The 19,433-nt window shown below is 37.9% G+C and carries 22 protein-coding genes; all 22 read left to right on the top strand.

Translation table 11 applies throughout. The features are described from left to right. The 22 genes from BMW37_RS09455 (at position 1) to BMW37_RS09350 (ending at position 19,359) form a co-directional block, all read left to right on the top strand. Positions 1–1,491 carry a terminase gene (locus BMW37_RS09455; RefSeq protein ID WP_093320183.1) on the top strand — a complete coding sequence of 497 codons (1,491 nt, stop codon included), beginning with the start codon at positions 1–3 and terminating at the stop codon, positions 1,489–1,491. Beyond that, positions 1,491–2,858: a DUF4055 domain-containing protein gene (locus BMW37_RS09450; protein WP_093320180.1), complete on the top strand. Its 1,368-nt coding sequence runs from the start codon at positions 1,491–1,493 to the stop codon at positions 2,856–2,858. The genes BMW37_RS09455 and BMW37_RS09450 overlap by 1 nt, the downstream gene beginning before the upstream one ends. A gap of 8 nt (positions 2,859–2,866) precedes the next feature. Further along, positions 2,867–3,946 (top strand): phage minor head protein, encoded by a 1,080-nt coding sequence (locus BMW37_RS09445; RefSeq protein WP_093320177.1) that lies wholly within the window; start codon positions 2,867–2,869, stop codon positions 3,944–3,946. 69 nt (positions 3,947–4,015) lie between these two features. Further along, positions 4,016–4,819 carry a hypothetical protein gene (locus BMW37_RS09440; RefSeq protein ID WP_093320174.1) on the top strand — a complete coding sequence of 268 codons (804 nt, stop codon included), beginning with the start codon at positions 4,016–4,018 and terminating at the stop codon, positions 4,817–4,819. 11 nt (positions 4,820–4,830) lie between these two features. Next, a complete protein-coding gene (locus BMW37_RS09435; protein ID WP_093320171.1) occupies positions 4,831–5,790 on the top strand; it encodes a major capsid protein in 960 nt (319 codons plus the stop codon). A gap of 81 nt (positions 5,791–5,871) precedes the next feature. After that, complete coding sequence (locus tag BMW37_RS09430; protein ID WP_093320168.1) at positions 5,872–6,246, top strand: HeH/LEM domain-containing protein; 375 nt, start codon at positions 5,872–5,874, stop codon at positions 6,244–6,246. A gap of 8 nt (positions 6,247–6,254) precedes the next feature. After that, entirely contained in the window at positions 6,255–6,716 is a 462-nt protein-coding gene (locus tag BMW37_RS09425; protein WP_093320166.1) for a DnaT-like ssDNA-binding protein, read from the top strand. A 1-nt stretch (position 6,717) separates the two neighbouring features. Next, a complete protein-coding gene (locus tag BMW37_RS09420; protein ID WP_245711055.1) occupies positions 6,718–7,080 on the top strand; it encodes a hypothetical protein in 363 nt (120 codons plus the stop codon). Beyond that, a complete protein-coding gene (locus BMW37_RS09415; protein ID WP_093320163.1) occupies positions 7,081–7,494 on the top strand; it encodes an HK97 gp10 family phage protein in 414 nt (137 codons plus the stop codon). Continuing rightward, positions 7,494–7,895, top strand: coding sequence for a phage tail terminator-like protein (locus BMW37_RS09410; protein WP_093320161.1), 402 nt, complete (start codon positions 7,494–7,496; stop codon positions 7,893–7,895). The genes BMW37_RS09415 and BMW37_RS09410 overlap by 1 nt, the downstream gene beginning before the upstream one ends. A gap of 65 nt (positions 7,896–7,960) precedes the next feature. Next, entirely contained in the window at positions 7,961–8,620 is a 660-nt protein-coding gene (locus BMW37_RS09405; protein WP_093320158.1) for a phage tail protein, read from the top strand. Between the two features lie 83 nt (positions 8,621–8,703). Next, positions 8,704–9,021 (top strand): phage tail assembly chaperone, encoded by a 318-nt coding sequence (locus BMW37_RS09400; RefSeq protein ID WP_093320156.1) that lies wholly within the window; start codon positions 8,704–8,706, stop codon positions 9,019–9,021. After that, entirely contained in the window at positions 8,982–9,323 is a 342-nt protein-coding gene (locus BMW37_RS15755) for a DUF1799 domain-containing protein (RefSeq protein WP_093320153.1), read from the top strand. Before BMW37_RS09400 ends, BMW37_RS15755 begins: the two co-directional genes overlap by 40 nt. 152 nt (positions 9,324–9,475) lie before the next feature. Beyond that, on the top strand, positions 9,476–10,051 hold the full coding sequence (locus BMW37_RS09390) for a phage antirepressor N-terminal domain-containing protein (protein ID WP_093320149.1): 576 nt from the start codon (positions 9,476–9,478) through the stop codon (positions 10,049–10,051). Between the two features lie 480 nt (positions 10,052–10,531). Next, entirely contained in the window at positions 10,532–11,320 is a 789-nt protein-coding gene (locus BMW37_RS09385; RefSeq protein WP_093320147.1) for a hypothetical protein, read from the top strand. Then, positions 11,304–11,702, top strand: a complete 399-nt coding sequence (locus BMW37_RS09380; RefSeq protein WP_093320144.1) for a HEPN domain-containing protein — start codon at positions 11,304–11,306, stop codon at positions 11,700–11,702. The genes BMW37_RS09385 and BMW37_RS09380 overlap by 17 nt, the downstream gene beginning before the upstream one ends. A gap of 93 nt (positions 11,703–11,795) precedes the next feature. Then, a complete protein-coding gene (locus BMW37_RS09375) occupies positions 11,796–12,269 on the top strand; it encodes a hypothetical protein (RefSeq protein WP_093320141.1) in 474 nt (157 codons plus the stop codon). Between the two features lie 110 nt (positions 12,270–12,379). Then, positions 12,380–12,874 (top strand): hypothetical protein, encoded by a 495-nt coding sequence (locus BMW37_RS09370; RefSeq protein ID WP_093320137.1) that lies wholly within the window; start codon positions 12,380–12,382, stop codon positions 12,872–12,874. Between the two features lie 450 nt (positions 12,875–13,324). Beyond that, a complete protein-coding gene (locus BMW37_RS09365; RefSeq protein WP_093320135.1) occupies positions 13,325–14,185 on the top strand; it encodes a BRO family protein in 861 nt (286 codons plus the stop codon). 370 nt (positions 14,186–14,555) lie between these two features. Continuing rightward, positions 14,556–15,335, top strand: a complete 780-nt coding sequence (locus BMW37_RS09360) for a hypothetical protein (protein WP_093320132.1) — start codon at positions 14,556–14,558, stop codon at positions 15,333–15,335. Continuing rightward, positions 15,335–15,739 (top strand): hypothetical protein, encoded by a 405-nt coding sequence (locus BMW37_RS09355; protein ID WP_093320130.1) that lies wholly within the window; start codon positions 15,335–15,337, stop codon positions 15,737–15,739. The genes BMW37_RS09360 and BMW37_RS09355 overlap by 1 nt, the downstream gene beginning before the upstream one ends. A gap of 65 nt (positions 15,740–15,804) precedes the next feature. Next, entirely contained in the window at positions 15,805–19,359 is a 3,555-nt protein-coding gene (locus tag BMW37_RS09350) for a phage tail tape measure protein (protein ID WP_093320127.1), read from the top strand. Positions 19,360–19,433: the final 74 nt, after the last annotated feature.

Genomic DNA, 19,433 nt, shown 5'->3' with positions numbered 1-19,433 from the left:
ATGAGACCAGAACATATCAAGTTATTGAGCGATAAGTTCTGGCGGTTAAACCATCTTTACTTTATCGTCGATAAGTCAGGTAAAATTGTCCGATTCAAGATGACAGCCGAGCAATTGGCTTATTTTGAGGGTATTCATCACCGCAACATCATTCTAAAAGCAAGGCAGTTAGGTTTCACGACACTGGTTTGTATCATGCAACTTGATGCGGCGCTGTTTGAGGGTGCTAAATGTGCGCTGATTGCTCATACCTTGCCTGATGCTAAACGTTTATTCCGTGAGAAAGTAAAATTCGCCTACGATAAGCTACCCGATGAAATCAAAGCAGCCAATCCTGCTAGTAACGATGCTGCAGGTGAGCTAGTCTTTCAAAAAGGCGGCTCGGTAACCGTATCAACCTCATTCCGTGGCGGTACCTTACGATATTTGCACATTTCAGAGTTTGGGAAGATATGCGCCAAGTATCCGCACAAGGCGCAAGAGATTGTTACTGGTGCGCTTGAAGCAGTGTCAAAGGATTGTTTTGCGACAATTGAAAGTACAGCCGAGGGGCGAAGTGGTTACTTCTTCGAGTTCTCTCAATTAGCCGAAAAAATGCTGAAAATGGGTGTCACATTAAGTCCACTTGACTGGAAATTCTTTTTCTTCTCATGGTGGCTTAATCCTGAATACTCGCTTGAAGTGACGAGTAAGTTACCAGACAGATTAATTGAGTACTTTGATGAGCTAGAATCAAAGTATGGCATCAAATTAACACCAGAACAAAAAGCGTGGTACCAAGCGAAAGAAAAGACGCTCGGTGCGGACATCATGCGTGAGTACCCATCAATCCCAGAGGAAGCATTTAAGCAATCTATCGAGGGCGCTTACTACGCTAAACAGTTTTTATATCTCTACGCTAATCAGCGAATAATTGAGAATCTACCTGAAAACTCACATCAACCAGTGCATACCTACTGGGATTTAGGTGTGGGCGATTCTACATCGATTTGGTTTGTTAGGAAAATTGGTACCGAGTGGCACGTCATTGACTATTACGAGAACAGTGGCGAGGGCATGAAACACTACTTCAAAGTGCTTAAAGACAAAGGCTATGAGTATGGCAGTCACACCGCACCGCATGATATTCAAAATCGTGAAATGATGAGTGACGCTAAATCACGATTAGAAATAGCAAGGCAAGGTTATGAAATTGACGGTGAGATATATAGCGTCTCTTTCAAGATTGCGCCTAAAGTCAGCGTGGATACAGGTATTGAGGCAGTTCGTGAGTTATTACCTCATTGCGTATTCGATAGCGCCAAGTGCGACCAGGGCATAAAACACCTTGAAGGTTATCGCAAGGAATGGGACGACAAGCGCGGTTGTTGGAAAGATAAACCACTTCACGATCACACATCGCATGGTGCTGATGCTTTCAGATATTTCGCTGTGTCAGTTAAAAACAAGGTCGAGTTTGCGACAGAAATCAACTTAGGAACTATTTACTAATGGCTAACGACATCACATTTACAAGACCAGAGCTGACAAGCGCTTACCCAGTTTGGCAACTGGTAAGAGATGTTTGTCGTGGTCAGCAAGCAGTAAAAGAGAAGGGCAATGACTATTTGCCTAAATTGGACCCAACTAACGATAGTCCAGAGAACGATGCTAGAAACAAATCCTATTTAGAAAGAGCTGTATTTCTCAATGCCACAGGTACAACAAAAAATGGTTACCTTGGCATGGCATTTAGAAAGAACCCACTTATGAATGTAAGTGATAAATTAAACTTTTTGAAAACTAATGCTGATGGTTCGGGAACTTCAATCTATCAACAGGCGCAGAACGTACTTGAGAACGTTTTAGAGGTTGGTAGGCACTTTCTCTACATTGACTATAACGACCAATCGAAACAAGCACAAATATTCTCGTACCCTGCTGAAAACGTGATTAACTGGCGAGTAGATAGAGTTAATGGCCGTAATCAGTTGGTGCTGGTGGTTTTAAAAGAAATTGTTGAGGTCGCTGACGGTTACGGATTCAAATCAATTACTCAATATCGCGAACTGGCCATTGAAGATGGAAAGTTTATTTGTCGGGTTCATCGTGCAAACGATAAAGGCGAGTTTGTTGTTGATGCTGAATACACTCCAAATGTTACCGCAGGTGGCGCATGGGATGAGATTCCTTGTACATTTGTTGGGGCTCAAAATAACGATTCTTCAATCGATGAATCACCGCTATTAGATTTGGCGAATATGAATATTGCTCACTATCGTAATTCAGCGGATTATGAAGATAGTGTGTTTTTCTGTGGTCAAGTTCAGCCGTCAATTAGTGGTTTAACTGAAGAGTGGCGCAATCATCTTGAAAAATCAGGTGTAAAAATAGGCTCTAGGAATGCTTTGTTACTGCCTGTAGGTGGGGCTTTTAATTACACACAAGCACAACCCAATCCACTTGTACGCGAGGCTATGTTAGATAAACAAGATTTGATGGTAATGTTAGGCGCAAGATTGGTTGAGGCTAAAAGTAGCAATAAAACAGCGACACAAGCCGAGAATGACGCAAGCGCTCAAACATCTGTTTTGGCGACGTGCGTATCAAACGTTTCAGAGGCCTACACTCAGGCTATCAAGTTTTGTGCTAAGTACATGAACATCAAAGATGAAGAAATACTTTTCGAGATTAACCGCAAGTTTATTGGTACCGAAATCAATCCTCAAAACGTTATGACGCTTGTATCTGCTTGGCAACAAGGGGCGATTCGTAAAGTCGATATGGTTAATCAGTTGCAAAAGGCTGAAATCATCGACCCAGAGGCGAATCCTGACGAGGTAATGGCTGAGTTAGAGCAACAGACGCAATTGTTGTGAGGTGATAAATGAGCCTTAGTCAGAAAATATTAGATGGTTTAATTTATCAAAATGTATTCATAGATAGATATGGTCGTTCAGCAGCTCAAAGAATACTAAAGTTGCTATTGAAGTTAGATCCAATAATTGAACGTGAGCTACTAGATGCCTTAGATAACTTAAATGTGTATTCATTGACTTTATCTCAGATAGAAGCAGCCCTAGAGCCAATTAATGAATTATATTCTACTCAATTAGAGAAGAGTTTTAGTGAGTTGCAATCTGAGCTTGAAGAGTTTTCTAGTACGCTAAATGAAAAACAGTACAGTTTATTTACAGCATTGATACCAGTTGAAATTCTATCTCAAATAGTATTTGTTGCGGCTTCTGAAAGTATTATTGCTATTACTGCGGCAGAAAAGGCATTCCAAGGTAGATTGCTAAGTGAATGGGCCGCTAAATTAGCAGAGACAAGCCTAAATAAAATAGTTCAAACAGTTTATAGTGGATATGTTGAGGGATTAACTAATCAGCAGATTGCTAGAAAAATCATGGGGACAAAGAAAAATAAATACAAAGATGGCATTCTTGAGATTAACAGGAAGAATGTGAATTCAATTGTTAGAACTGCAGTTTCTCATTATGCATCTACAACAAGAGCTGAGTTATTCAAGGAGAATGAGGAGTATATTAAGGGTCAAGTTTGGTGTTCGACTCTCGATACAAGGACCACAAAAATTTGTATCGCTAGAGATGGTAAGGAATACACTTTAACTGGTAAGCCTATTGGTCATGAATTACCATATTTAGGCGGTGCCGGTAAAGCACACTTTTGTTGTAGAAGCACAATGGTACCAATACTCAAATCATGGAAAGATATGGGGTTTGATTTCAAAGAACTTAAACCTAGCACACGAGCTTCAATGGATGGTCAAGTACCAGAAGATACTAAGTACAGCGATTGGCTACAAAGACAATCATTTGAGCGCCAAGTGCAAGTACTTGGTAAAGAGCGAGCAAAGCTACTTCAAGATGGTGTAACAGTCGAGAAGATGTTCACTGACAATGGCGAGTTTTTGACACTTGAGCAATTAAAACAGATTTTATAATAGTAGTTAAATCAACCTAACCCACTCATCGTAGTGGGTTTTTTCGTTTATAGACATAGGAAATTAATAATGAATAAATTTTTAAGAATGCTTATTGAAGCTCAATCAGCAGGGCGTTTATATAGAGATGCTGCAAATGGAGATGGTGATGGTGGCGGTTCTGGTGATGGAGGTAATAACCCTCCAAAAGCCCCTGAAATTACACCAGAAGTGCAAGCGATTATAGATAAGAAAATTAACGAGGTTACTACTGGTCTTAAAAATAAAAATTCTGAGTTGCACGGCAAGCTTAAGGAGCAAGCTGAACAACTCAAAAACTTTGAGGGATTCGATCCAGTCGCCCTTAAAGCTCTAATGAAACGCGTTGAAACCGATGAAGAGGCTAAGTTAATTGCCGAGGGCAATTTTGATGAAGTTATAAATCGTCGTACAGAGCGTTTTAGAAGTGACACAGAAAAGCAACTACAAGCAAAAGATGCTGAACTCCAAGCAGCGAGGGAATTCGCTAATAAATTCAAAGGAAGAATGCTTGGGGATTTAGTTCGTGGGATTGCTAGCAAGGCCGGCGCCCTTTCTGGAGCTGATGAAGACTTACTTTTACGTGCTCAATCAGTATTTAAAATCAGTGATGATGGCGAGGCTGTCGCACTAGATAAGGACGGTTCAGTTATTTATGGCAAGGACGGCAGAACACCGCTAACCGTGCAAGAGTGGATTGAATCAACCAAAGAAACAGCGCCGCATCTTTGGCCACAGGCTCAGGGCACTGGGGCAGGCGGTACAGGTAAGCCAAATGGCAATCTGCCGGCAACATTAGCAGAATGCAAAACAGATGAGCAACGCGTTGCGTGGCTTAATGCAAACTCAAAATAAGGAAATAAATTATGCCTTTCGATTTAGCTAAATTTAATCAACAAACTTACACTGCGATTACTGAATTAGCATCGCAAAATATCAACGCTTTTAATGAAGCATCTGCCGGTACCATTATCATCGAGAACAAGCCTATTACAGGTGACGAAGCAGTCCGCGCAAGTTTCAAGCTTGTCAACGGTCTTGTTCGTAGACGTGATGTGAACTCCGATGCTGATATCAACTCTACTCGCTTACAACAGCTTGTAGATATCGCTGTTAAAGTCGCAGCGGGTACACCTACGCTATTATGGGATAACGCGCAGTACAACTGGGTTCGTCAAAATCCACAGTTAGCGGCTTATACCATCGGTGAGCAATTAGCACGCGCCAGAACACTTGATATGGTAAATAGTGGTGTTCGAGCAGCAGTTGCAGCAATTTCAGGCAATGCAGATGTAACTCACGACGGCGGCGCAAACAATGCATCATTTGCAGGTTTAACTGATGCAGGCTTTAAATTTGGTGACCGCTCAAGTGCAATTAAAGCGTGGATTATGCACTCAGGTGCAGCAAGCCAACTTTATCAAAATGCCCTTACAAATAATGAACGCTTGTTCTCTTACGAAGGTGTAAACATTCAACGTGACCCATTCGGCCGCTTGATAGTAGTTACTGACTCAGAGGCACTCGTTCAAGGTACTGGCGATACTCGTAAATTCCGATCGCTTGGCTTAACTGATGCGGCTGTTCGTGTCGCAAGCAATGATGATTTTGATGCAGTTTTAGAGCGTACAACTGGTAAAGAAAATATCACAAGCAAGTACCAGTCTGAGTGGTCTTACAACCTTAGCGTTCAAGGCTATAAGTGGTTGAAAGAGAACGGCGGTGTTTCACCAACAGATACCTCAATCGGTACATCTGCTAATTGGGAGCGCTCTGCTTCTAGTCACAAAGATACGGCAGGTGTTCTCTACATCAGCAAAGGCTAATCAAAGCTTTTGCCATCACAAAGTTTCATAACATCAACAAATAAGGGGCGAAAGCCCCTTTATCATTTAAAGGTTTTAACTATGAACAAAAAAACACTTTGGTTTATTACTGGTGTCGCCACAGCATTACAAATCGACTTTGCTAGACGTAACGCTTTAACTATCCGTGATAGCACTGCTTATCAAGACGGTGACTTAATCGAAAAAGCTGATGCGGTTTGTGGTGATGCGCCAAAAGCCTATTTGGATAAATATGATGTGGCTGATATTGATTTTAGTGGCTTAGAATCAAGTGATGATGATAAACCAGATAAGCAAACCGAGTTAACATCAAAGCAAATCAAGGCACTTTTAGCTGAAAAAGGCATTGAGTTTAATGCAAATGCTAGTAAAGCTGAATTATCTAAACTGCTTGAAGAAACACAACAGGTTGAAAAGCAGGGCGCAAGCGAGTAGGAGCTAACATGATTGATAATGATATCGATTCACTAGGTTTCAATTCCTACGCTACTGTTGATGAGCTGAATTTTTACGCTGAGGCGCGCGGTATCACATTAAATGGAAAGCTTGAACATCTTTTGATAAGAGCAATGGATTATCTCGAATCAAAGGAATACTCAGGCTCACGCATGGAAGCAAGTCAACCGCTGTCATTTCCAAGGATTGGAATTGACGCTGTTGATATTAACTCAATACCGAGGCAAATCATCACCGCTCAGTTAATTCTAGCTATTGAAGCTGATAAAGGGGATTTAATGCCGTCACAGCATGAGCCTCAGGTTGTCAGCGAATCACTCGGCTCTATGTCAACAACGTTCGCAGTCAACTCTGACGGTTTCAAAAAGAAGTTTCCTGTGGTTGATGAATTACTTAAACCTTTCACAACCAAAGTTAGCTTTGGATCAGCAGCAATTACAAGGGGGTAGTATGGATTATTCAAAGGCAAAGCAAACAGCCATGAGAATGATAAGTAAAAATGGAATTACTTATCAAGTAGTGCGCGGCGGTGGTGTTGAAATTGTTAATGGAATCGAGCAACCCAAAGAAGACGAAACATTTGAAGTTAAAGGTGTACGATTCTCATATGGCCCAAGACAAACTCAATACCCATCGGAGTTAACAAGTTCACTTATACAAGTAGGCGATGTAAAACTGATGTGTACTGCAGATAATGAAATACGAGTAGGTGATTTTGTCATTATGGATGGTAAAAAATGGCGCGTTGTATCTCCTAATCCATTTCAGCCTGCTGATATTGTTATCTATTATGAGTTGCAATTGAGGTGTTAAATGTCTAATCAATCTGGTTGGGATATTGATTTATCATCTTTACTTCAAAGTTATTCGGATAGGCTTGACGATTTCGTTAAAATGTTAGGTTTAAGAGTCTTAAGCTCATTAGTTATGAAATCTCCCGTTGATACTGGACGCTTTCGAGGAAATTGGCACGTATCTTTCAATAAAGAAGATATGACCCAATTTGAAAATCTAGACAAAACAGGAGCCATTGTAATTAGCACTGGGCAGGCCGCTTTAGATGCTTTTAATTCAGGTGTTGAGGCTATTTATATTCAAAACAGTTTGCCTTATGCAATTGAATTGGAGGACGGCCATTCTAAACAAGCTCCAAGAGGCATGGTGCGAATTACTGCAATTGAGATTCAAGACTGGATTGATGAGATAGCAAGGGAGCTGAATAGATAATGCAAAAAGAAATCAATAACCTGATTCGTTCTAAATTAGCTCACTATGCTGATACAAAAGGGCTACAGATTGCTTATCCAAATTTATCATTTGATAGTAAATCAGAAACACATCTTGAATTACATATCATGCCGGCTACAACCACTTCTATAGATGTTGCCGGTGGCATGAGAACTTACAAAGGTGTGTGTCAGATTAACATTAACACTCAGGCAGGTACTGGAGAATCCAAAGTGCTTGAGATCGCAAATGAGTTAATTCAATTGTTTGATTTTAATAGCACGTTAGAAAAAAATGGCACTAAAGTTCATGTCATCAGTGTTCCTTATACGCTTCCACCAATAACACAGAATTTCATTTTCACACAATCAATTAGCTTTAATTATCGAGCTGATACCTAAACGATTATTTAAACATTAATAGCCGCCCTTGAGGCGGTTTTTTATTTCTAAACGAGGAAATTATTATGGCTATTTCATTACCAAATGGCGCAACACTATCCGCTAGTACATTGTTAGCGACTGCCTTAGCGTTTTCAGAGATTTCAAATGCTGAAAATGCAATTGTAACACTTGAAGATACTCATACGTTAAAAACTGGTGATGTGGTTCTCATAAAATCAGGCTGGTCTGGTATCAATCAGTTAGTAACTGAAATTGAAGTTACAGGAGACCAAATTACACTTAAGGGTGTAGATACATCTAACACCAACCGTTTCAATGAAGGTGGTGGTATAGGCTCTATTCAGAAAATTGAGGGCTGGACTGAAATCTCACAGATTAAAGATATTGATTTTTCAGGTGGGGAACAGCAAACCACTGAGGTTCAATTTCTATCTGACGATAAAGCGCGCCAAATTAACACCTATAAGTCTCCAAAGGCAGTAAAACTGACGATTGTTCATGATTCTACTTTGCCATTCTATCCATTAATGCGTAAGGCTGATGAATCACAAGCCATTCATGCAATTAAGATGTACGTGCCGAAAGCAAGCGAAAATAGATACTTCGCTGGAACAATCTCTTTTGATGACACTCCAACATCAAAACAGAACGAAGCAGAAACGATTTCAGCAGGTATCAACGTTGAATCATCTCGCTTAACGTTCCATAAATACAGCGAATAGATAAAGTTTATAAAAACAAAAGTCTAAATTTTGCGCTCTCCATTTTAGGGTGCGCAAATAATCAACAAAGTTAAAGGTGCAAAATGGCTAAAATAACACTAAATCCAAATCCAACATTCAAACTAAAAGTAAAAATACCAGTACCAGGGAAAGGCAACGCTGATATTGAATTTACTTTTAAACATCACCCAAGAGAAAAACTAATTGAATTAATGCAAATTGAAGATGATCAGGATGTTCATGACGCAGAATACCTTTCTCGCTTTGTATCTGATTGGGACTTAGAAGATAAGTTTAATGAAGATAACTTTAAAATACTCCTTGATAATTACCCTCGCTCTGCTCATGCAATTATCAGCGCATATTCAGAAGAAATGACTGGTTCACGCGAAAAAAACTAGTCGAGGTCGCTAAGGCTTTATACCAACAAGTTGATAAGTCAGGTCTTGAATTTTTAGGCTTCACTGAGGATGATTTCAGTGTCGATATCTATCCTGAAAATGAATTGAGTGTATCAGTATTTCAAAGAATGGGTTCTCAATGGCGCTATTCATTCGGTGGCGCAACAGGCTTGGACTATAACGCTTTGCCAGCGATTTTTGATCTACTTGGTATCAAAAAGAAAGAGCGACCGCAAATTTTTAGTGATCTTCAAATTATGGAATATACGGCACTCGCTGAAATCCATAAATCAAACAAATAGCCTCGACTAATCCTCGGGGCTTTTTTATGCGCCACGCACGGCGCGACATAATCACAGGGCTTTACGGAATGAGCCAATGGGGTAAGTAGTTAATTCTAACTCTGTGGGCTACATATCCGTGCGCTTTGGCTCATTCCATAAGGAGAATTATTATGCAAAATCAATTAAGCACAGTTAATACCAATTCGACTATCAGAGTTCCATTTCACGGTGCTGATTTATTTGTTGTTGAACATAATGGTGAACCATTTGTTCCCATGAAACCTGTTGTTGAAGGTATGGGCTTAACTTGGCAATCTCAAAATGAGAAGTTAAAGCGGCGCTTTACAAAAGGTGTAACGGAAATCGTTATACCTTCAAAAGGAGGTGATCAGATGATGACCTGCCTTGCCCTCCGCAAATTAGCTGGTTGGTTGGCAACCATCAGCCCAAGCAAAGTTAAACCTGAAATACGCGATAAAGTTATTCAGTACCAAGAACAGTGCGATGATGTTCTCTATGAATACTGGACTACTGGTCAGGTCAAACCTAGGTCATTTAGTCCTGCTGAAGTGGAAGCCCAAGAAATAGCTCGGTACGACAAAGAGACTTTTGAGAACGCAAGTAAAGGCGCTGTATTTATGAATGTACGTAAAAGAGCTAAGAAAGAAATCAAAGAAAGGGTTGAGGCTTGGACGAAACGCTATCAATTGCAGTTCGAATTTGCGCTTATTGGTGAAAAGAAATAAGCTATATAATCTAGTTAACTGAATTTAAAGTAAATACTAGAATTTAGCAATCTAGTATATTGATTTTATTATAAATATCAGTTTTGGTTTATGTAATAACAAGGAATAACCTGCGAAAAGTTGCGGGTTAATTTAGTTGTTGTGGTCATTGGTAGTTGATTCGACTACCAATGGAATTACTCGGGTCGTTGATTCGACGACCTCAACAAAAGCACATCATCTGATTTATTGATTTTGTTCCTTAACACCATTTAGGCGTTAGCCTTGTTATGTAATTGATATTATTCCTTAACGTCAATTTGATGTGCTACCACTTTGATTTTACCGTAATACCCAAATGGATGTCTACGTTTCACACTTTGGTTCTCCAAATTTGGATTATCAAAGTACAAAAGTTAACCAGTCTAAATCCTCCTTTAAATATGGAGCTGTATAAGTTAGTATTGCAACAATTTGAATAAATTTATTGGAGTGATACTGATGAGCATGATACCCAAACCCAAAGCTTTTGAGCATGTAGTGCTTCTGGCTGATGCATTGAAAAATAAATCAGTACTTACTGAATTCCAATTAGCTATGATAAAAAGAGATATCCTTTTATGTGATGATATAGAAATCAGAATTTCCTGTGAGGGCTTGTTGAGTGCCTATTTAGGAAATTTAGACGAAGCAATGTCCATTTTTTCAGGAGGAGCACATATTTCAGGTCTTGTTGCCAATAATTATCTTTTTGCACTTAATATGAAAAATCAATATATTAGCTCATATAATTTGATAAAGGAATTAGAACAAGTTGACTTTCATTTAGATAACGGGGTTTTGACAAATGTAATTTTCATAGGGTATTTATTTTGTGACCTAAAAATAATAACAAGTGCTTTTGCTGTGATTAATAAAGTCAGATTTACTGAAGAAAAAGAGATTCTTGATGATGCAAAGGTGGATGTTAAAATGCAAAGAAAATATACGACAGCTATTCAGAAAGCTATAAAGGCAACCAAAGAAAACCCAGATAATATTTTGCGTAATATAAAGTTGGCTCTAAGCTTAATCGAAACATCTAGTTTCAATATCACACGAGTTTGTTTACCTAATGAGTTAACTCCTACAATGTTCATCTGTCTTGATGCTGATGTTGATACAGTAGTTGATCTTAATTTCGAGCTAGCGGATAAAATAGTCGATTTGTATGAGGGAGACGTTAAATTCCCAATTTACTTCTCAGTAAACAGCAAAATAGGGTATGGGATAAATGTCAGCGCAAATTAATTATTTATCATTTTTGGATTTTGCTACATCAATAATAGGTCTGAATAATTCAGAGATTTACAACAGGAATGTAGTATCAAGATCTTATTACGCAATGTACCACTGCATTCTTAATGAGTTTGGCCCATTTAAAAAGATACCGAAAAAAGGGGTTCATCAGCAGTTAGCCATAAATTTAAGCAGGTTAAACGTTAAAGAAGCAGATGAAAAAAAACTTAAGCGGCTACTTTACACCTTAGAAAACGAAAGAAATAAAAGAATTATTGCTGATTACAAATTAGATTCTCAGCTTAATGAGCTTGACGCAAAGCAAAGTATTGCAACAGCCAATAAGTTCATTAGTAAAGTTAAATCCATAAAAGATAATATTCAAGAAAATTAACTAAGTTAAGATGGAACACAATTTGACCCCCCTTTAAATGTTTAGTTTTGTAAGTTATCATAAGGAACTTTTAACTGATATTTGGGGTGTTTTATGAGCTTAAGAATAGCTACAAAAGAGCAAGTTTTAGCTCTGGTTGAATTTATACCTGAGAGTGGAGTTTTTACTTTAGATGATCTATATAAAGTTACGTTAGATATAAATGCCCAATCAGAGATTTTTGCAGCATTAAAGGATTTTGGTAATGGGCTTTCCATTTGTGAGTGGGATGAGGACAAATTTTACTTTAAATTGAATGAAACTCTCTATCAACCTTATGATAAAGAATCATCCAAATATGACTTACATCAAGCAATCATGCAGGCTTTAGAAGCAAAAGAATTTTGCATATTAAACAACCTAACTCCAGAGCAATATTTAGACCCTCATAAAATGGAAAAAATACTAAATGATAGAACTAATCAAGAAAAAGCAGAGCAAGAGTTTGAGAAAGTAAATTCTTATGGTGTTTGGATTTTCTTATTAGCGATTGCAGCCATAATTGCATTTATAGTAATGCAAACTTAATTCGTTATGAAGCAATAAAGTTATGAATTAATTCGTGATGATCGTACCTGAATTTTCTGTAATGCAAATAATTAAAGTGGTAATATGAATAGATTAATGGAAATAGGCTTATGAACGTTGGTGATATTAATAATCTTACAGACGAAGTAGTTAGTGAACTCTCAAAATGGCAAGGCAGTGTTGCAGAGTATGACGAGGCGGTACGATTAATAAAAAATGGTGAACTAGAAAAAGCGGAAATAATATTAAGGCATCTAACAAGCAAACCAACAATAGCACATGGATACTATAGAGAGCTATTTAAATTGTTAAGAGATAAAATTAAGCTAAAATTTAAAAATAATGAACTGGAAACTGTTATTGAGATGGTTACGGAAATTATCCATTTAAATGATGCAATGCTCAATGAGATGGCTAGATATTGGTCAGGTGTTCATAAGAAAAAGAGAACAGTTGGCTATTTTTCAAGTTACTCTAATGTTAAAGTTACAGAGGTTAAGTTGATGTTAAAATCCGCTATAAAGATAGGAGATAAAAAATCAATAAATCTTGCTGAAAAAACACTCAAAAGTATTGAAAAAAGAATAACGCCTAAAATCAAATAAGGGCTTTATTACGGCTGGTGTAGAAGATTTGCAATCTAATTTCACTTAATATGAAATATCAATTGTAGCCCTTGTTTTAGTGATTAAATGTATGTAAATTAAAATCTCTTTCAAGCTTGAGTCGTTATACAATTTCTGATTATGTTTAATATTAACATGTTCGCATTTAAAGCTCCTTTGGGGCTTTTTTGTTGACATCATTCCGAGATGTTAGTATATTTGTTGTAGGCGTCAGAACCCTAAACGCGGATTAATTAACCAACCCCGTCAGTGTTGGATTTTTTGTTTTTGTATCCTAGCAAAAGCAATCACTTTCTCGATCTATGTCGGGAGGGCGACTAATACAATACTCGAAAGAGAAATAAGTCCGCAGTACGTTTACTGTTCTGAACCTCCTGGCACTACCATTTAAGGTAGTAAATTTCCTTCAGAAGAAAAAACGAGGTCAATATGACTAATCAAGCCACACCTGCAGTATTCAATTTTAATTCACACGAAGTTAGAACAGTTTTTAAAGACTCTGTTGTCTGGTTCGTTGCGTCCGATGTAGCAAAAGTGCTTGAATATAGGAATGCGAGTGATTTAACGCGTGTATTAGATAGTGATGAGAGGGATACGCACAATATGCGTACCCCCTCCGGAGACCAAGATATGCTTATCATCAATGAATCAGGCCTATATCACGCATTATTCAAATCACGAAAAAAAGAAGCTCAATTATTCAGAAAGTGGGTAACAAACGAAGTGTTACCTGCAATCCGAAAAACAGGTTCATATACAGCAGAAAATACCAAGACATCAAAATCAACAGCTGATGACCGCACACCACTAAGAGACGCAATCAACCTTTTAGTAAGTAAAAAACACATTCTTTACCCAGAGGCATATTCTTACGTTCATCAGAGATTCAATGTTAAACATATTGATGAACTAGAGCCATCTGAAATAACCACAGCAGTAGAGTACGTACATAAACTTGTTTTAACTGGAGAGGTTTTAGACGCACCAGTTAAAAATGGCGAACAGGAATTAATGCATACCATTTCTTTAACAGATGATGAGTTATGCAATCTTGCTTGGTTATGGAAAGCAGCTGAACGTATGCGAAGTAGCATTGAAGAAGTTGAAGCGCCATTGAGGTCTTTAAAATCAGGCTATGCCGCTAGTTTTTACTCAATGTCAATGGAATACAGGCGAGTAATTAATAAAGCCAAAGTAACCTTAGAGCGTGAAACTCGAGATATCAATCCGCATCCGACTTGGTTGTCTCATTCTAATTGGCGGTATGCGTTGGAGTCTTTGAGAAACTGATTGTTGTAATAAAAAATTCACCTTAGAAGAAATCCTGTGATGCAATGTATTGCAGGGTTTAAAGCCTTATGCGGTTTGCTTTATCAAAATGTCAACCTTTTTGAGATGTTTTTTCATTGCGCTTTTGCTCTTTGCGCCCTATAATACGCATTAAAACACAAGCTGTGTTTAAAGTGGAAAAATGATATAAATAGCTTAGCTATTGCTCTTTAAGACAAAAACAATCATGGATGAGCGCCTAGGGCGCTTATTTTGTTTTTTAACAACCTCTACCCAGCAATCTAACTAATAATGTCAGATTACTGATAATTGCTATTTTGGAAACTTTCTTTAAGTTTTAAGGCTTTTTTCAGATATCCAAGAAAATATAATGAAAATACAACCAGCTACAAATTCAAGTGTTATTTTTGAAAGACTTCAATTTTTGATGAAAAGTAAGTTTAGAGACTTTAAAAATGATTTCGTTGAAAATGAAATTGAATTAGCTCAAATGCACAAAAAAATAAAAGATGAGCTACTAGTAGAAAATAGCATACGGGCAATTACTTGTGATGCTTTTCTAGATATACTTAGAGGGAATATAAATTCAGGTATTTGTAAATTACAATCATATTCATTAGTTGACGCTGATTGTTGTTATAACTATTTAACAACGCTATGGATGCTATCAGAGTATGAAAAAATGCCTAATGCTATGGAAACCGCATTAAAAACTTACCCTTTTGATGAAATGGTTTTAGTGAAATTATTTTTTTATTCATTAATTTTTGGGGATATTGATTTTCGTAAGTCTATTGTCGCTAATTTACACAAATTAAAGATTGATTTATGTAAACACGGTATTAATTTTGATGAAACAGCCAATGTTGAGGGTTTTGTTATGAGATTTATTGATAAAACTCAGTATAAAGAAATTCATAGAATAGCTTTAAGTTACGCTCAAAAACATAAAGCCTACATTGGACAAGTCTCTCAACCATCAAGCAATGATTTTTCCTTGATTTTTTATGTAGTAGCAAAGCCAAAAGATATTGCTGATATGAATTTAGAGTTATCATTTGAATTATCTAAAAGAGGATTGCTTGAATCTGATCTAGTTATAGGTTTTGATTATGATGATTATGATCATTTAGATGGAGCTACTAATTAATGTCTATAAAGCCATCTGAATTTTTAGATTTTGCGAAACAATGCAATCAAACAAAAAATGAAGTTAACTTTCGGTGTTCTATATCAAGGGCTTATTATTCAGCTTATCATGAGGTTCTGTCTCAACTAATCGATCCACCAGATTTAAGACCTTCAGCACATGATAACTTGATAAAATATCTTAAAGGTAAATTTAATGATAAGGCATTACCAACAAAATATGATAAAGTAACTGCGGGTGCTATAGCGAATATGTTAGCTTTTATGAGGAAGAAAAGAAATGAAAGCGACTACGATCTAAATAGAAATATATCTCAAATGGCAGTTGATTCTGTTATTTTGCACGCAGAAAATACAATTGAAGCAGCAAGCAAGCTTATAATAAATACAGTAGCAACAAAATAATACGTAAGATAATTCATAAGTTCAACCGCCCTCGAGGCGGTTTTTTCGTTTCTGGAGCATAGAAAATGACAGACATAGCAAACCTGCACTTAAGGATCAACACAAAAGAAGTTAAGGATGCGAAACAAGCATTATTAGATTTAGATGAAACAGGCAAAAACTCAGCGATGACAGTCAAAGAGCTAGGTAAGGCCTTTGCGGGATTCATCATTGGTACCAGTCTCACTAAAATCGTTAAAGAAGCAACAATGGCCAATGCTCGATACCGTGAGCTTGGTGTTACGATGAAAGCGATTGGTATGAATGCAGGATATACTTCCAAGCAATTATTAGATGTTGAAGGTGCGCTGAAAAAAACAGGGATCAGTGCGCTTGAGTCTCGTTCGAGTATTGCGAATCTAATCCAAGCGAATATTGACCTATCTAAAGCTACAGGTCTTGCTCGTTTAGCGCAAGATGCCGCTGTTATTGGTGGTTTAAATTCATCAGAGGCTTACAGTCGCTTGATTTACGGTGTTCAGACTGCGCAAACAGATGTACTGAGAACAATCGGTATCACGGTTAACTTTGAAGAAGCCTATAAGAAGATGGCTGCACAAATAGGTAAAACAGCTAATTCATTGACTGAGCAAGAAAAGACACAAGCTCGTGTTAATGCGGTAATGGAACGAGGTGCAATGATATCAGGTGCTTATGAAGCATCTATGAGCGAGGCTGGCAAACAATTACGATCAATGAGCCGTTACGTTGATGATCTTAAAGTGAAGATGGGTGCTTCATTCATGAGTGAATTTACTGATGGTGTAAGTCTTGCTACCAGCGCAGTGAAAGCACTTGAGGAAAATTCAGCAACGGTTGCAACAGTTATAAAGACAGCTTTAGCAGTAGGAATGATGTCTGCGGTTGTTTGGGCTGTTAAATTTAGTCAATCAAGAATTCAAGCGGCTAATGCAAATCTAACATTATTAAGGTCAGAGGCTCAATTAGCGGTCACTCAAGCTCAGTCAGCTAAAACACAAGCAATTAGAACAAATTTAGATAGGGTCGCTAACCAAGCTAGAATTCAAAATCTTGTAAATCAGAGATTAGCTGAACAACAAGCTGCTGCAGGAACTGATAGAGCCGCTCAAGCTAATAGAAATTTAGAGGCGGCCAGACTAAGATTAGTTAGAGCAAACATGCAAGCAAGACAAAGCGAGCAAGCACTTGGCCAAGCAACTAACGCAACTGCAGCAGCACAAGCAAGGGCAGCATCATTATCTACAATGAATAGAGCTTTAGGCGCAATAGGGGGGAAAGCTGGAGTTGCTATAATTGCCGCTAGCGCACTTTATTACTTTTATGAAAAGTCTAAGCAAGCTAGAGAGGAAGCGGTTAACTTAGGCAAAGAAATGGAAAATTTAGCTAATTCTATGAAGAAAGTAGCAAGCTTTTCTATTGTAAAATCTAACAGTGATTCATTTTCGATTATTGAAAAAATAAGAAATCAAAGAGAGGAGTTAGATAAGCTTGAAAATGATATTTCTAGCTATGAAGGATCTAAAGCTACATTTGGGAAATTGTTTAAAAACGATCAAGAAGCCCAAGAAAAGATTATTGAGCTAAAGAAACAAAGAGATTTAGTAAAGCTTGGATTAGATGGACTGGTTATTCAGCTAAAAGAATCTAACAAATCAATTAATGATGAAATGGAAAAGATGAAAGCAAACGCATCAAGTCTTACCCTTGATTCTATTAGGCAGATATCATATGAGACAGGCGCTTTGCGTAACGCTCTCAAGCAACCAATTCTTGATTCAGTAAATGAAATAAAGGGTTTACAAGATAAAATTGCAAGCTTAAAACTAGAAAGGGCTAAGATTAAATCTCAAAATGAAACTTATGGCGAAGGAGATAAATTCAGAGATGAGAAAGATGCAAGGTTGGAACAAGAAATCATCGTATTACGGCAAAAATTAAACGATGAAACAGCTAAGCACACAGTATTAGTTGATAAAGATAAAACGGCTTTATCAATTTTGAATTTTACTCAAGAACAAACAATCACTAAAGGTACTCAAGCAGCAATTAATTTAGGTCAACAAGCAGTAGCATGGCGAAATCTAGGCTCTGGAATAGCATATGCACTAGGACAAATGCAAGCTGCAATGAATGTGAGTTTAGCTGATTCTATGGGTCCTCCTGAAAGTGTTACAGCTGAACTTGCTAGATTACAAAAAGAGCTTGAAATTACGAAGATTGTCGATAAGGAGAAAAGAACTTTAGCAAGTTACAAACAGGACTATTTGGAAAAAGAGGGATTTAATGAAGAGTCAGCTACACAAGCCGCGCAAACTCGGTTAAAAATTGACAAACAAAATGAACTTAATTCTGAAAGAGAAAAGGGCTCTAAAGGCGGTGGCGGTGCTAAAGACGACTCAGGCATCAGGGCATTACTTGATTCAAAAGAACGCTTGCGAACTCTGACAGAGCAATTAAGAGCAAGCGAGAAGTTAACTGCAGAGGAAAAGCGCCTTGCTGAATTTGAGGAGCGAATCTTATTAATAAAAGGCAAGGCTCAAACTGCAGATGATTTGGCATTGCTTGCTCAGGAGTCACTTATAAGATCATCACTGCAAGAAGAAGCAATAATTGCAAAGATGGTCAATGGAAAACAAGCCTATCTAGATATAAGCAAACAGATTTCTCTTGAGCAACGAAACCAAGAGGAGAATCTCAAGCAACAATTAGCTACCTTGACAATGAGCTCCAAGCAAGCGGCTCAATATGCTAGGGAGCAGCAAATCAAAAATCAGTTTACTCAAAAACGAGAGGAGATTGGTAACGCAGGTATTGCTGGTCCTATGTATGCAGCTTCATTGGCATTACAGCAACAATCTGCAATTGAGTATAGCAAGAGGGCCTATGCGGAATTATCTGAAGCTGAGGGTAGCTGGAAAAATGGGGCTGTTAAGGCTTGGAATGATTATGCAGCGAATGCTATGAGCGTATCGACCAATGTAGCTCAGGTCTGTTCTGGTGCGTTCAATGGAATATCTGATGCGTTAACAGATATGGTTATGACAGGTAAAGCAGATTTTGCTGATTTGGCTAAGTCAGTAATCCGTGATTTATCAAGCATGATTGTAAAAATGGCTATGTTTAGCGCAATACAAACAGCTTTCACTGGCACCGCTTTTGGTTCATTTTTGGGGTTACCAGGTAAGTCTAGTGGTGGATTTACAGGAACAGGAAATAAATACGAACCAGCTGGTATTGTTCATAAAGGTGAATTTGTTTTTACCAAAGAGGCTACACAGAGGTTAGGTGTTCGGAATCTTTATGAGATCATGAATAGGGCGCATGGAGGTTATGCTCAAGGTGGTGCCGTTGGAGGTGGGATGGCTCCCACAGTCAACAATTCTCATATCCCTTCTATGATAGGGTTGGGCACAGGCGACATCCACGTCAGCGTAGTTGTAAACAACAACGGTGGCAACACTGAGACTCAATCAAGCACTTCTGGCGGTGGAGATAATCTAGGTAAAGTAATCGGAGGTGTCGTTCGTGAAGCAATCATGAAAGAGACTAAACAAGGTGGGATTATTCATCAGGTGATTAACAATAGGATTGGGCGATAAAACTGGCCTCATTGTCTATGGATTCAAGTTTTGTTCGGTTTGGGTTATTATAGTAACTTAAATTGAACTGTATC

It is taken from the genome of Thorsellia anophelis DSM 18579 (assembly GCF_900111395.1).
Taxonomy (GTDB): domain Bacteria; phylum Pseudomonadota; class Gammaproteobacteria; order Enterobacterales; family Thorselliaceae; genus Thorsellia; species Thorsellia anophelis.
Note: the sequence above shows the minus strand (reverse complement) of the source record. Positions and strands in the feature narration are given on the sequence as shown.

Coding starts and splice junctions, on each gene's coding strand:
- BMW37_RS09405 (WP_093320158.1), top strand. CDS start 7,961: ATGGCTATTTCATTACCAAATGGCGCAACACTATCCGCTAGTACATTG.
- BMW37_RS09440 (WP_093320174.1), top strand. CDS start 4,016: ATGAATAAATTTTTAAGAATGCTTATTGAAGCTCAATCAGCAGGGCGT.
- BMW37_RS09445 (WP_093320177.1), top strand. CDS start 2,867: ATGAGCCTTAGTCAGAAAATATTAGATGGTTTAATTTATCAAAATGTA.
- BMW37_RS09450 (WP_093320180.1), top strand. CDS start 1,491: ATGGCTAACGACATCACATTTACAAGACCAGAGCTGACAAGCGCTTAC.
- BMW37_RS09415 (WP_093320163.1), top strand. CDS start 7,081: ATGTCTAATCAATCTGGTTGGGATATTGATTTATCATCTTTACTTCAA.
- BMW37_RS09385 (WP_093320147.1), top strand. CDS start 10,532: ATGAGCATGATACCCAAACCCAAAGCTTTTGAGCATGTAGTGCTTCTG.
- BMW37_RS09410 (WP_093320161.1), top strand. CDS start 7,494: ATGCAAAAAGAAATCAATAACCTGATTCGTTCTAAATTAGCTCACTAT.
- BMW37_RS09365 (WP_093320135.1), top strand. CDS start 13,325: ATGACTAATCAAGCCACACCTGCAGTATTCAATTTTAATTCACACGAA.
- BMW37_RS09455 (WP_093320183.1), top strand. CDS start 1: ATGAGACCAGAACATATCAAGTTATTGAGCGATAAGTTCTGGCGGTTA.
- BMW37_RS09425 (WP_093320166.1), top strand. CDS start 6,255: ATGATTGATAATGATATCGATTCACTAGGTTTCAATTCCTACGCTACT.
- BMW37_RS09375 (WP_093320141.1), top strand. CDS start 11,796: ATGAGCTTAAGAATAGCTACAAAAGAGCAAGTTTTAGCTCTGGTTGAA.
- BMW37_RS09420 (WP_245711055.1), top strand. CDS start 6,718: ATGGATTATTCAAAGGCAAAGCAAACAGCCATGAGAATGATAAGTAAA.
- BMW37_RS09435 (WP_093320171.1), top strand. CDS start 4,831: ATGCCTTTCGATTTAGCTAAATTTAATCAACAAACTTACACTGCGATT.
- BMW37_RS09360 (WP_093320132.1), top strand. CDS start 14,556: ATGAAAATACAACCAGCTACAAATTCAAGTGTTATTTTTGAAAGACTT.
- BMW37_RS09350 (WP_093320127.1), top strand. CDS start 15,805: ATGACAGACATAGCAAACCTGCACTTAAGGATCAACACAAAAGAAGTT.
- BMW37_RS09370 (WP_093320137.1), top strand. CDS start 12,380: ATGAACGTTGGTGATATTAATAATCTTACAGACGAAGTAGTTAGTGAA.
- BMW37_RS09400 (WP_093320156.1), top strand. CDS start 8,704: ATGGCTAAAATAACACTAAATCCAAATCCAACATTCAAACTAAAAGTA.
- BMW37_RS09430 (WP_093320168.1), top strand. CDS start 5,872: ATGAACAAAAAAACACTTTGGTTTATTACTGGTGTCGCCACAGCATTA.
- BMW37_RS09390 (WP_093320149.1), top strand. CDS start 9,476: ATGCAAAATCAATTAAGCACAGTTAATACCAATTCGACTATCAGAGTT.
- BMW37_RS09355 (WP_093320130.1), top strand. CDS start 15,335: ATGTCTATAAAGCCATCTGAATTTTTAGATTTTGCGAAACAATGCAAT.
- BMW37_RS09380 (WP_093320144.1), top strand. CDS start 11,304: ATGTCAGCGCAAATTAATTATTTATCATTTTTGGATTTTGCTACATCA.